Source organism: Pseudomonas sp. AC242 (assembly GCF_979258655.1).
Genome location: NZ_OZ409873.1, coordinates 4,452,684 through 4,466,420 on the forward strand (window position 1 = coordinate 4,452,684; position 13,737 = coordinate 4,466,420).

Below are 13,737 nucleotides of genomic sequence, written 5' to 3' on the forward strand. Positions count from 1 at the left end.
CATCTGCTGTAGACACGATGCTGCAGCTCGTCCATGACGGCGATCAAAGGAGAAATTCAAGTATGAATCAGGAGCTGTTCCTGCGTCGCCGCAGCAAAGTTCACGTCCCGATGGGTTCTGGCGGTGCTACGCGCGCCCAGGTCGCGTCGGCTGTCCAGGAAGTCGCGGCGTTCCGATGCGTACTGTCAGAGCCTCTGATCGAGCAAATCGGCATGTTGTCAGCCACAGAACTCAAGTACTGGCTGCGCGATATTATCAGAGTGCTTCGCCGGCAGACTGGTGCTCACGTGCACCACCGGCCGTTTTATCCAGACTTTCCAGAGCATGTTCTAGCGGCCTCCGAGGCGGAGTTGTACCTTAACGCCGTCATCCACTACCTCACGCTTTGGCGATTACCAGCGACTGAACACGCTCGACCTCCGATGCTGGAAGGCAACTTCATTTCCCGCGTTATCGAACCGGGAGGCGTCGCTGAATTCGAGTCACTGCTTGAGCCGCTGGTTTCATCGCGCACCTCGCTCTCTGAGGAGGAAACGGCCGATGTCGTCTGGTTTATCCGAGAGTACAAAAGCGATGTGTTCCGTCTGCTGCCAGAGACCATTGCGTTCCGGGAAATCCGTGCACAGGTTGGCGGCGCGCTGATTCGGTATGTCGCCAGCGATGCACGTGTGGACGCATTCCTGCAGCGAAACGTCGAAACAGCAACTGATGTGCTACGACTGGCGGTCGCGTTGAGTGGCGGAGACGTGTCGCTGACGACAGCTACGACACGCTTCAAAGCAATGAAGCGCTCGATGCGCCGTCTATTATTGCGCCTGCTCGATAACATACCCAACGCAGCAGAAGACGTGATGCGCCATGCTGAGCGCTGGAAACGTCTGGCTGAAGTACTGCATCCCGGCGATTACGGCGATAAGTACCCACAAGCTCTAGCCGTTATCACGGCAGCGCGCCGTAACGAACCGCCCATCACATTTAATTCACGTGTCGAAAGATTGCTGGCCCAGCGTGACATCACCGCGCTCACGCTCCTGTTACAAAGCCGTCCCGGTGAGTTCGCACGAAGACTAGACGTGACCCTGCGCCGCGCGACGGAAGCAGACTCGATACTCGACGCGTTCGAGGCGGTTGCAGAACAGGTGTCCTCGCCTGTCCTGTTGCAGGTACTGGTCCAGGTTCGCGCCCCGCGCCCCTTGCCCCTGCGGGCGTTCACACCGAAAGGTTCATTCGCAAAAGTCTATGCCATCAAGGATCGACGCGAACCTCTCACACCTGAAGTATTGGCGCGTGCAGCCCGCATCTGTGAGGACGCGCTCGTACAACGTTTTGCGTCATTGCCGCCGCTAGGCCGCTGTTACATCGATCCAGCACTACACGAATACAAGGTTCCGCTGGCGCAGCGCGCCGCATCGAAATCGCTACGTACGCTGGTTCGGGGCTGTCGGCTGCCAATGCCCGACACACGTTTCATTCGCCTGTTCCTGTGGTGGAAGAACGGTCGTGCCCGTACGGACATCGACTTGTCCGCCGCATTTTTCGACGCCAATTTCGTATTCAAAGATACGGTCGCGTACTACAACCTGAAGGGTTACGGCGGCTACCACAGCGGCGACATCGTCGATGCGCCCGACGGGGCTTCGGAGTTCATCGACCTCGACCTTGATGTTCTGGTCGAGAAAGGTATCCGCTATGTCGTCACGTCCATCAACTCTTTTACTCAGCAGCCGTATTGCGATCTTCCGGAATGCTTCGCTGGCTGGATGGCGCGCACTGATACGGCGTCGGGTGAAGTATTCGAACCGCGCTCCGTGGTCGATCGCATCGATATCGCCTCCGATACAGTGATTTGTCTGCCATTCGTGATGGACTTGCAGGAACGACGCATGATTTGGGCCGATCTGGGGCTTACTTCATCTCCCCGGTGGAACAACGTCGACAAAAACCTCAGCGGGGTATCGTTGATGCTGCGGGCCTTGGTGCATACACCACGCCCGGATCTGGAAACACTTTTCGACTTACATGCTCGAGCGCGGGGAGAACGAGTGGATTCGCCGCAGCAGGCAGAGGCAGTGTTTGCGCCAGATCAAGGGCTGACGCCGTTCGATACAGATCTCATTCGATCCCAATATCTTTGATACCGGCGACAAGTGCCTGGAGGACGCCGGACAAACAGTCCTCCTCCATCACCCCCACTCAATTATCAATAGTGGGCAATATGCGGTAGCCGGCTAGTGCACTCCCCTTGAGCGAATCGGTCATGCTCGGTTTTTGTTTCTCAAGGATGAAGAACGCATGACCTCCCCCGAACGACGTCTCCTGCCAAACGCAGCGGACAAAACTGCCCTCAAAGCGATTGCCACGACGATCGTGCAGACTTGCCCGAGTCTGCTCGATGCAGCCCGGCAAGTCGCCAACGAACTCCTGGCGGACAAAGGCCTGTTCGGCCTCGATCCCGACCGGGTTTACTTCCACCGTTTCAAAACGGCGCAGAGCAGCGCGCTGACCTTCACGGGTTGGGAGCATTTGCTCGAAAAGCCTTACGAAACGCTCACCCTCACGCAGTTGGTGATCCATCGCTTTCGTGCGACTGATCAAGACAACGCAGACCTGCTTGGCCTTTACTGCGGCTTCTATTCGGATGGCCCGGAGGCGGAAAACTTCAATCAGAGCAATGAAGTACGGTTGCTTGGCAGCGATGTTCTGAAAGCGTTCTGGGACGTCGACTTCAGCGCGCGCTACACAGGTCAACTGACGACATTCTGGCAAACCTCGTCGGATAACTTCCGCGCCTTGGCAAAGTGCAACTTTCTCAGCCTGGCGGTGCAGGCGCTGCAACAGGGTGACCTTGACGGGACTGATTTTCAGCGCGCCGTCGCCTCGGTTATCGGGCCCGTCACCTGGCCCGTTACCTTGCAAATGCTGCAAGCGTTGCACCCGGTCGGTGCTGAAGTGCGGGCGCTGGATCTCGATGGCCAGGTAGCCTCCAATGCGCTGCGTCTGGTGGAAGACAGTGGCAGGCAGACCCTTTACTTGCCAGGCGAAGCCCAGTCATTCCTCTTGATGGACAATGAAACGGATCTGCACTGGTGGATGCTTGAGCAGATGAATTCAGAGGACAAGCGCACGGCCTTTCTCAAGCATTTCCCGCTGGCTGAGCGCAATCACATGACCGAAAACCTCACCGACCTGATGAACCGTCTGGTGAGCACCTGGGGCCACAGCGATCACCGAATGATCAATCGCAGCAACGTCGCGATCAGCGGTGACGCATTCACTTGGTTGAGCGAGTCGACACGCACGAGCATGGTTGCCGAGGCGCATCTGGCGCTCACTTCCAACAGTGCCCTGCGCAAAAAACTCTGGATCGGTTATTTGAGTGCCGGTCTGAAAGTATTCGGTCCGATGGCAGCAGTGGGCTGGCCTGTGGCGTTGCCTTTGATTGGCGCGAGCATCGCGAACTTGGGCTTGAACATCGATCAGGCCGTCAACGGCACTACGCCAACCGAACGCAAAGCCGGTGTCACCGGCGCAGTGCTCAACGCGATCGACATTGTGTTCAACATTCCGTTTCTGATCAGCACTGGCCCACAACTTGAAGTGGGCCCACAGGTGGAGTTTGCTGAAGCTGAAGAAATGCGCGGGTTGATCGAGCTCACTTCGCCTGAACCACCATTCTTGCCGCCTCGGGATCTACCGCCAGTCACGGCGGTTGATCCAGAGGCGGCCGTTGAGCTGGCAAACGAAATCCCCATCGAGACGACCCTCGCATCCAGCCAGCAGTTGGCCACGGCTGCTGCGCGCCAGGGTTCGTCTTTTCCAAAGATTCCTGCCAAATATCGATGCAACGAGTTACTGGCACAGCGTTCTGTAGAGGCAGCGCCAGGCAAATATGAGGGTATTTACCGCCTGGACAAGGAGCCGGGCCATGCCATCGAAATGGAGGGTGCCGCGTACTACGTGCGCTACTTTGCCGACTCTGAAGACAGTGGCAACTGGGCCATTGTCAATCCCGAACGCCCCAATCAATTCGCGTACTCGTTACCCGTACGCTTCGGTAGTAGCGGCAAGTGGGAACGCATACCCGCGCTGCGTCTCAGGGGAGGAGGCCAATGCGTGGGCAAGGCGTGTTTCCTGGACACTGACCTGACCTCGTCCTCGGCCCCGGATCCGGCCACGCCGTCCGCGGAGCTTCCCCTCGTCGAACCGGTTTCACCGGTTGCGCGGCCGTTGCGCCTGGTTACTCCTCTCAACGACATCATCGGAATGGACCTGGCGAAAATGAAAAGATGGGCAATGAACTTGCCCGAGACTTCCGTCGAGCTTGCCAGTGCAAACCAGGGTAAATCATCAACTACCGATACGTATGCAGCCTATTTCCGCGACAGACGCACGTCCATGCTAAACGAGGCCAAAGAGTATTACTCAGAACTGAACTGGACCAACCTGCCCGCGCGACCAGTCATCCCGCAAATCGATGCCGAGATGCAGGCCGCTGAGTTGATTGATCGCATCTTTGCCAATACCGATGGGCTGGTCGTCGGCGAAACACTTGATCGCATCGCCAGTATGCGTTTCATGATCGAAAACATGCCGACGTTTTCACGGCATATCCGCACACTATACGTACGTGGTTTGCTGAGTGATTTTGCCCAGGAAGATCTCAATGACTTTTACCGCTCGGGAGAGATGTCAGAGGATCTTCGAGGCTACTTGTCCAGCCTGGGTACCGACCCTGATGAACGATTCAACATCCTTGAACTGATCAAGGCTGCTCAGGCCAATGGCATCCGGCCCCATGGGCTTGAAGTCGCGCACAGTTACAAGTTGAAGGTACCGCTGACTTCGATCGAAGAGCAGATGATCCACGCCCGGCTCGCCAATCAAATCATGTGGGGTGACGATCTCCTCAACAAACCAGGGAAATGGGTTGCCCTGGTCGACGCAACGAACACCAATACCTTCAGAAATCTGCCAGGCATCAGCGAACTCAGAGGCGGCATCGGTTTACGGATCGAAGAAGTGGCGTCCACCGAAGTGGCTGACATCAGAGTCGACCCGGGACTGGAAGTCGCTCGAGGTCCGTTTGATAACGGGGCAACGACGCGCAACTCCTCCGACGTCTTATACGCTGATCTGCGCTTGCAGATCGCAGCACCTGTACCGCAATGGACTGAGGCAACAGTGAACACACTGCTGAATCGCAACGGCATGTTCATGTTCGAGAAAACGCAAAATGCATACACACTCGTGCGTCGCGACAGTGCCAGCAATATTGTTCGAACAATGGTGAATCGCAGAAGGGACGGTCAGGTTTACATCTGGGCACAGACGATGCCGCGGATCAGCGGCATCATGTTCCGTGACCTCGGCGCGTTATCCCAGCGCTTGATAGAGATCGGCTTGACCCTGCAAAGTCGCTTACCCAGCTAACTGTTTTCAGGGTATGAAACGAAAAAACCCTTGGCTTCAGGCCAAGGGTTTTTCGTTAATCAACCTGCAGCGGGATCACTCCCACTCAATGGTCGCCGGCGGCTTGCTCGACACGTCGTAAGTGACGCGGGAGATGCCTTCGATTTCATTGATGATGCGGCCGGAGACGGTTTCCAGCAGTTCGTAAGGCAGGTGAGCCCAACGCGCGGTCATGAAGTCGATGGTTTCCACGGCACGCAGGGCAACCACCCAAGCGTAACGACGGCCATCGCCAACAACGCCAACCGATTTCACTGGCTGGAACACCACGAACGCCTGGCTGACTTTGTGGTACCAGTCGGCTTTGCGCAGTTCTTCGATGAAGATGTGGTCGGCACGACGCAGCAGGTCGGCGTATTCCTTTTTCACTTCACCGAGGATGCGCACGCCCAGGCCCGGGCCCGGGAACGGGTGACGGTAGACCATGTCGTACGGCAGGCCCAGTTCCAGGCCCAGACGACGGACTTCGTCCTTGAACAGTTCGCGCAGTGGCTCGACCAGTTTCAGGTTCATCTCTTCCGGCAGGCCGCCCACGTTGTGGTGCGACTTGATCACGTGGGCCTTGCCGCTTTTCGCGCCAGCCGACTCGATCACGTCCGGGTAGATGGTGCCCTGAGCGAGGTACTTGATGTTTTCCAGTTTGTTCGACTGGGCATCAAAGACGTCGATGAAGGTGCGACCGATGATTTTGCGCTTCTTCTCCGGGTCGGCTTCGCCGGCCAGGTTGTTGAGGAACTGCTCTTCAGCGTTGGCGCGGATCACTTTGACGCCCATGTTCTCGGCGAACATGGCCATCACTTGCTCGCCTTCGTGCAGACGCAGCAGGCCGTTGTCGACGAAGACGCAGGTCAGTTGGTCGCCGATGGCTTTGTGCAGCAGCGCAGCAACAACCGAGGAGTCAACGCCGCCGGACAGACCCAGCAGCACGTTGTCGGTGCCGACTTGTGCGCGGATGTTGGCGATGGCGTCTTCAGCGATCTTCGACGGCGTCCACAGGGCTTCACAGCCGCAGATGTCGAGGACGAAACGCGACAGGATACGACCGCCCTGTTTGGTGTGGGTCACTTCCGGGTGGAACTGCACACCGTAGTAGCCACGGTCGTCGTTGAACATACCGGCGATCGGGCAGCTTGGGGTGCTGGCGAGGATGTGGAAGTCTTCCGGCATCCGGGTGACCTTGTCACCGTGGCTCATCCACACGTCGAGGCCGAACAGGCCGTCAGCGTCGATGTGGTCTTCGATGCCGTCGAGCAGGCGGCTCTTGCCAACCACATCAACGCGGGCGTAACCGAACTCACGCAGTTCGGAACCTTCAACCTTGCCGCCCAGTTGCTCGGCCATGGTCTGCATGCCGTAGCAGATACCGAAAACCGGTACGCCCAGGTCAAACACGGCCTGTGGGCAACGCGGGCTGTCGGCGACGTGCACGGACTCGGGGCCGCCGGCGAGGATGACGCCTTTAGGAGCGAATTCGCGGATCGCATCTTCGTCCATGTCGAACGGGTGCAGTTCGCAGTACACACCGATTTCACGCACGCGGCGGGCAATCAGTTGGGTGTATTGCGAACCGAAGTCGAGGATCAGGATGCGGTGAGCGTGAATATCGAGGGCCATGATTCAGTCTCGTTTAAGTCGTTCAGAAACAGTCGTGATTCAGAAACAACTCGGGGCTGAATCAAACAGCCCCGGTTGCTTACTTTATTGCTTGAAGGCTCAACCTACGCGGTAGTTTGGCGCTTCTTTGGTGATCTGCACGTCGTGAACGTGGGATTCGGCCATGCCAGCGCCGGTGATCCGCACGAATTCAGGCTTGGTGCGCATTTCTTCGATGTTGGCGCTGCCGGTGTAACCCATCGAGGAACGCAGACCGCCCATCAACTGGTGAATGATCGCGCTCAGGGTGCCTTTGTAAGGAACACGGCCTTCGATGCCTTCCGGAACGAGTTTCTCGGCGCCTGCCGAGGAGTCCTGGAAATAACGGTCGGAGGAGCCTTGAGCCTGGGACATGGCGCCCAGCGAACCCATGCCGCGATACGCCTTGTACGAACGGCCCTGGAACAGTTCGATCTCGCCCGGCGCTTCTTCAGTACCGGCGAACATCGAGCCCATCATCACGCAGGAAGCACCGGCGACGATGGCCTTGGACAGGTCACCGGAGAAACGGATGCCGCCGTCGGCGATCAACGGAACGCCAGTGCCTTCAAGGGCAGCGGCAACGTTGGCGATAGCACTGATTTGTGGGACGCCGACACCGGCGACGATACGGGTGGTGCAGATCGAGCCAGGGCCGATACCGACCTTGACTGCGTCAGCGCCTGCTTCGGCCAGAGCCTTGGCAGCGGCGCCGGTGGCGATGTTGCCGCCAATCACCTGCACTTCAGGGAAGTTCTCTTTGACCCAGCGAACACGGTCGATCACGCCTTTGGAGTGACCGTGTGCGGTATCGACTACCACGACGTCCACACCAGCGTTGACCAGGGCTGCGACGCGGTCACCGGTGTCTTTACCGGTACCGACAGCAGCGCCCACGCGCAGACGACCTTGATCGTCCTTGCTGGCCAGCGGGTAGGCTTTGGCTTTTTCGATATCGTTGACGGTCATCATGCCTTTGAGGGCGAATTTGTCGTCGACGATCAGCACGCGCTCGATGCGGTGCTTGTGCAGCAGTTCGCGTGCTTCGTCCTTGCTCGCGCCTTCCTTGATCGTGACCAGACGCTCTTTGGGCGTCATCACTTCACGGACGGTGGCTTCCAGACGGCTTTCGAAACGTACGTCACGGGAAGTGACGATGCCGACCAGGTCGCCATCGTGCAGAACCGGAACGCCGGAAATGTTGTGCATGCGGGTCAATTCGAACAGATCACGAACCGTGGCATCAGCCTCGATGGTGATCGGATCCTTGACGACGCCGGCTTCGAACTTCTTGACCTTACGCACTTCGGCAGCTTGCTGCTCGATGGTCATGTTCTTGTGGATAATGCCGATGCCACCTTCCTGAGCCATGGCGATTGCCAGACGGGCTTCAGTGACGGTGTCCATTGCAGCAGAAACCAGAGGAATGTTCAGCTCGATGCCACGGGTAAGGCGGGTCTTGAGACTGACTTCGTTAGGAAGTACCTCGGAATAACCAGGCACTAAGAGAATGTCGTCGAATGTCAGAGCTTCTTGGCTGATACGCAGCATCGCGGGGGCTCCCGAGCGGGAAAATGGAAGCGCGCCATTATAGTCAGACACCCCCTGCTGTTCAATGTAAAACTCAGCTTAATATCAATGTTGCTGATGTACGGGAAATCCCCGCCCCTACAGCTCCACCTTGACCCAAGAGACAGGTTGATCGAGCCAATCGGCGAACTCATCGATAAAGCTTTGCTTGAAGCCCGCCTCCAGCCAGTTATTGAAGATGAAACCAAGGTTGGAGAACGCGCATTCCTGCAAAAACAGAAAACCGTTGATGTCATCTTCGTGCCCGCATTCCGGGCAAGTGAAGTTGTCGGTGCGGCCCGGGAACCAGTCTTCAAGGCTTTCGAACAGTGCTTCGCCGACTTCACGACGGCACTCGGCGCAACCAGCTTCTTCGAGGAAGCCCTTGGCCGGCGTGTAGATGCAGCGCTTGGTGACGATCTCCAGCCCGTTGATCGGCTCACCGAATGGCAAGGCTTGCGGGTGCAGGACCACAGCACGGGCGCCATCGGCAATCGCGTAAGCCATGCGGTTGCCGGTGCGGCCACAGGTGGTCAGCTCTTCTTTGATGATGTTCTTGCGCACCAGCCAGCGCACGATCGCCCGGGCCCGGGGTTCGTGGACCGGCAGGGTGGAGATTTTCGGGACGATGATGCTTTGCGAATTCATGGTGCAGCCTGCGACGTCAAATGGAAATTCTGCGGTGCTCACTCCGCCGCCATCGCGGGCAAGCCCGCTCCCACAGGGATCTCGTTCGGTCACAAATGTTGTGTACACCAGAGAAACCTGTGGGAGCGGGCTTGCCCGCGATGGCGTCAGTGCGGCCGGCAGCTTAATCCCTGACGAAATCCGGTCAAGTGCTGAGATAGCGTCCGATCAATGCGAGCCCGCTCGCCAGCACCAGCCACGTCACCAATCGCACAAACGCCTCGCGCGACAGGCGCATGGTCAATCGCCGCCCGATCCACAACCCCAGCGCCATGGCCGGCAACAGACACAGCGCCAGCATCAACAAGGGTAGCTCGGCATATACACCGGCGATAGCAAACAGGCTCAAACGCACCACCGTGCTGCAACTGATCAACGCACTTTGCGTGGCCCGCGCCGCATCCTTCGGCAGCCGACTATTCAGATAGATCGCATAAAGAAACCCGCCACTGCCAAACAGCGCCCCAAACAACCCGCCCACCGTCCCCATCGGCACCGCCCATGCCGTCGACAATTGCGTTGGCCGCGCCTTCACCCACAAGCTGTAAATCGCATAGGCGCTGATAAACAGCCCCATCAACAACAGCAATACATCGGATTTGAGGTTGAGCAGAAAAATCACCCCCAGCGTGCAACCGACTGCCATACACGGCAGCAGCCGCAGCAACTCGGGTTTGGCCACATCCCGCCGCGACGGCAGCAGATTGCCGAACGCCGCAACAAAATCCAGCAGCACCAGCAACGGCACGATTTTCGACAGCGGCATGAATAGAATCAGAATCGGCCCCGCCACCAGCGCCGTGCCAAACCCGGCAATGCCGAACACGATATAGGCCAGGGCGATCCCCAGCCCGATCACCGCCCAACCGCCGGGGCCCCACGCCCACTCACTCAACAACCCCGCCACGCTCATCGATGCGCTTCCTTAATAAGCCTGTGATGACTTTAGCCAGCGCCGAGGGTTGCGACTAATATCTTAAAAGTCGCTCACCCATCTCAAAAAGGCATGCCTGATGCTTTCAACCCGTCAACTGCGTTACTTCGTCGAAATCGCTGAGTGCGGCAGCTTCAGTTCGGCAGCCGAACGGTTGTTTGTTGCGCAATCGGCGCTGAGCCGGCAGATCAAGGACATGGAGACGCGGCTGCAAACACCACTGTTCGAACGAACCGCGCGCCAGCCTCGCCTGACAGCGGCAGGCGAGGCGTTTTTGCCGCGCGCCAGAAATCTGCTCAATGAGTTGAGCAAGGCCAGTGCCATGGCCACTGAAGTCGGTAACGGTCAGCTCGGCACATTGCGCCTCAGCCACTCCAGCACCGTGTCGATCAGCGGACGTTTGCTCGGTGAAATCGGTGCGTATCTGCAGCAACAGCCTGGCGTGTCACTGGATATCGGCAAGTTGTCTTCCGAGGCGCAACTGGAAGAGTTGGCCGAAGGACGCCTCGATATCGGCCTGCTGCGCCTGCCCGTGTTGCGCCAGCGCGAAGGTATTCAGATTGTCCCGCTGTTTACTGAACGGTTGCTGCTGGCGGTACCGATGGATCATCGATTGGCCGACGCTGAACGTGTCGATTTGGCACAACTGAAGGACGAAGCGTTCATCTCCATTCCGCACCCGCAACGCGGCGGCTTGAGTTACCTGTGTGCCGACCTGTGTATGCGTCAGGGTTTCTTCCCGAAAGCGGCGCGGGTGATGTCGCGCAAGACCACGCAATTGCAGTTGATCCAGGCCGGTTTCGGCATCGCCCTGCTGCCGGAATCGATGCAGGACATCGCCCCGAGCGGTGTACGCTTTCTGCCACTGGCCGATCCCGACTGCCACAGCACCGTCGCCCTCGCCTATCGACAGGATCCCACCCCGCTGATCCAACACTTTATCAAGGCGTTCACCAATCCCCTGTAGGAGCTGATGAGTGAAACGAGGCTGCGATCTTTTGATCTTGACCGCCAAAAGAAAGATCAAAAGATCGCAGCCTTCGGCAACTCCTACAGGGGATCGTGTATTGCATTGGAAATTAGCTTTAAACTGCGCCCCATGATTAAAGATCCCTTTGCAAGACTTGGCCTGGACCGTGAAGTCCTGACCGTCAGCCAACTCAACGGCCGCGCGCGGGTGTTGCTCGAAGACGTGTTCAGCAACATCTGGGTCGAAGGCGAAATTTCCAACCTCGCCCGCCCGGCGTCCGGTCACATCTACTTCACCCTCAAGGACAGCGGCGCGCAGGTGCGTTGCGCGCTGTTCCGGCAGAACGCCGCGCGAGTGCGTCAGGCATTGAAGGACGGCCTGGCGGTGAAGGTGCGTGGCAAGGTTTCGTTGTTTGAAGGCCGTGGCGACTATCAACTGATCCTCGACACCGTCGAACCGGCCGGTGACGGCGCGCTGCGCCTGGCTTTCGATGCGTTGAAGGAAAAGCTCAGCGCCGAAGGTCTGTTCAGTGCCGAACGCAAAGTGCCGCTGCCGGCGCATCCGCAGCGCATCGGTATCATCAGTTCACCCACTGGCGCGGTGATTCGCGACATCATCAGCGTGTTCCGCCGGCGTGCGCCGCAGGTGCAACTGACGCTGATTCCGACTGCCGTACAGGGCCGCGAGGCCACCGCGCAAATCGTCCGTGCGTTGAAAATGGCCGATGCCCGTGGCTTCGACGCGCTGATCCTCGCCCGTGGCGGCGGCTCGTTGGAGGACCTCTGGTGCTTCAACGAAGAAGCCGTGGCCCGCGCCGTCGATGCCTGCGTGACGCCAATTGTCAGCGCCGTCGGTCACGAAACCGATGTGTCGATCAGTGACTTTGTCGCTGACGTGCGCGCACCGACGCCGTCCGCCGCCGCTGAGTTGCTCGCGCCCGATTCCAGTCACTTGATCCGTCAGGTCGAAAGCCTGCATCGCCGCTTGGTGATGCGTATGCGCGATCGCTTGATGCGTGATCGCCTGCGCCTGGAAGGTATGGCCCGTCGCTTGCGTCATCCCGGCGAACGTCTGCGCCAGCAGGCTCAGCGTCTGGATGATCTGGACATGCGCATGCGCCGCGCTTTCGAGCGTCATCTCAACACTCGCCGCGAACGCTTGATCCGCCTGGAAACCCGCCTCGCCGGGCAACATCCGGGACGGCAACTGGCGATGTTGCGTCAGCGCCTCGACAGCCTCGCCGAACGTCTGCCCCGGGCCATGCGCGAAGGCCTGAAAAACCGTCGCCTGCAACTGCACAGCCAAATGCAGACGCTGCATGTGGTCAGCCCGCTGGCAACGCTCGGGCGTGGTTACAGCATTCTGCTGGATGAGCGCGGCCAGGCGATCCGCAACGCCGCGCAAACCCACACCGGCCAGCGTCTCAAAGCCAAACTCGGCGAAGGCGAACTGCAAGTGCGCGTCGAGGACAATCACCTGACGCCTGTCACCCTCTCTTTACTGGACTGATCAATGTCGCGTTTTCTGGCTCCACTGTTTCTGCTCTGCCTGACTTTCAATGCCCACGCTGACAGTTACATCACCCGGCTGCTGAACAAACCGGTGCCGGGTGGCGTGGCAGTGGTTGATCTCGGCTCAGCCGCGCAGGCACCGAAAGCCACGTATCAAGGCAAACCGGTGCTGGTGGTGAAAGAGCAGAACAACTGGCTGGCGATTGTCGGCGTGCCGTTGACTGTGAAGCCGGGGGCGCAACAGATCAGCAGCGGCGGGCGTAATCTGCCGTTTACCGTGGGCAACAAGAAGTACCCGGAACAACGCATCACCCTGAAGAACAAGCAGCAAGTCAATCCGGACCAGTCGAACCTCAAGCGCATCGAGGGTGAACTGGCTGAGCAGATCAAGGCCTACCGCAGCTTCAGCCCGAACACGCCGAGCAATCTGCTGCTGGACAAACCGGTCAATGGGCCGCTGTCGAGCAAGTTTGGCGTGCGTCGTTTCTTCAATGGTGAAGAGCGCAATCCGCATGCCGGCCTCGACTTCGCGGTGCCGGCGGGTACGCCGATCAAGACCCCGGCGGCGGGCAAGGTGATCCTCACGGGCAACTACTTCTTCAACGGCAACACGGTGTTTGTCGACCATGGGCAAGGCTTTATCAGCATGTTCTGCCATATGTCGAAGATTGATGTGAAGGTTGGCGATCAACTGGCGCGCGGAGCCGTGGTCGGCAAAGTCGGCGCGACTGGCCGGGCGACCGGGCCGCACATGCACTGGAATGTCAGCCTGAATGATGCGCGGGTGGATCCGGCGATTTTCATTGGTGCGTTTCAACCTTAAAAAATAGAGCGAAGCTTAAGGCCTCATCGCGAGCAGGCTCACTCCTACATTGGACTGGTGTTGTGAACACGATCAACTGTAGGAGTGAGCCTGCTCGCGATGGCGGCTTATGCTGTATTCAAACACCCCTGAGACCCCATCA

9 protein-coding genes are annotated in these 13,737 nt (G+C 58.5%); 5 read left to right on the plus strand and 4 right to left on the minus strand.

The annotated features are described in order from the left end of the window. Positions 1-17 precede the first annotated feature (17 nt). Positions 18-2,135, plus strand: coding sequence for a TerD family protein (locus ACZZ0A_RS19855; protein WP_463543638.1), 2,118 nt, complete (start codon positions 18-20; stop codon positions 2,133-2,135). A gap of 157 nt (positions 2,136-2,292) precedes the next feature. Continuing rightward, entirely contained in the window at positions 2,293-5,430 is a 3,138-nt protein-coding gene (locus tag ACZZ0A_RS19860; protein WP_463543639.1) for a membrane-targeted effector domain-containing toxin, read from the plus strand. A 75-nt stretch (positions 5,431-5,505) separates the two neighbouring features. Here the strand turns inward: ACZZ0A_RS19860 and guaA are convergent, their stop codons facing one another. The 4 genes from guaA to ACZZ0A_RS19880 form a co-directional block, all read right to left on the minus strand. After that, positions 5,506-7,083 (minus strand): glutamine-hydrolyzing GMP synthase, encoded by a 1,578-nt coding sequence (guaA, locus tag ACZZ0A_RS19865; protein ID WP_007916833.1) that lies wholly within the window; start codon positions 7,081-7,083, stop codon positions 5,506-5,508. 99 nt (positions 7,084-7,182) lie between these two features. Beyond that, positions 7,183-8,652 carry an IMP dehydrogenase gene (gene guaB, locus ACZZ0A_RS19870; RefSeq protein ID WP_007916845.1) on the minus strand — a complete coding sequence of 490 codons (1,470 nt, stop codon included), beginning with the start codon at positions 8,650-8,652 and terminating at the stop codon, positions 7,183-7,185. 117 nt (positions 8,653-8,769) lie between these two features. Further along, on the minus strand, positions 8,770-9,318 hold the full coding sequence (locus ACZZ0A_RS19875; RefSeq protein WP_038363001.1) for a sugar ABC transporter ATPase: 549 nt from the start codon (positions 9,316-9,318) through the stop codon (positions 8,770-8,772). Between the two features lie 184 nt (positions 9,319-9,502). Next, positions 9,503-10,270: a sulfite exporter TauE/SafE family protein gene (locus ACZZ0A_RS19880; RefSeq protein ID WP_414917024.1), complete on the minus strand. Its 768-nt coding sequence runs from the start codon at positions 10,268-10,270 to the stop codon at positions 9,503-9,505. A 100-nt stretch (positions 10,271-10,370) separates the two neighbouring features. On the opposite strand from ACZZ0A_RS19880, the gene ACZZ0A_RS19885 reads away from it, so the two are divergent. The 3 genes from ACZZ0A_RS19885 to ACZZ0A_RS19895 all read left to right on the plus strand — a co-directional run bounded on the left by ACZZ0A_RS19885 (position 10,371) and on the right by ACZZ0A_RS19895 (position 13,595). Next, positions 10,371-11,258 (plus strand): LysR family transcriptional regulator, encoded by an 888-nt coding sequence (locus tag ACZZ0A_RS19885; RefSeq protein WP_463543640.1) that lies wholly within the window; start codon positions 10,371-10,373, stop codon positions 11,256-11,258. Between the two features lie 132 nt (positions 11,259-11,390). Further along, positions 11,391-12,770 (plus strand): exodeoxyribonuclease VII large subunit, encoded by a 1,380-nt coding sequence (gene xseA, locus ACZZ0A_RS19890; protein WP_042704978.1) that lies wholly within the window; start codon positions 11,391-11,393, stop codon positions 12,768-12,770. Between the two features lie 3 nt (positions 12,771-12,773). Beyond that, positions 12,774-13,595: a peptidoglycan DD-metalloendopeptidase family protein gene (locus ACZZ0A_RS19895; RefSeq protein WP_447787010.1), complete on the plus strand. Its 822-nt coding sequence runs from the start codon at positions 12,774-12,776 to the stop codon at positions 13,593-13,595. Positions 13,596-13,737: the final 142 nt, after the last annotated feature.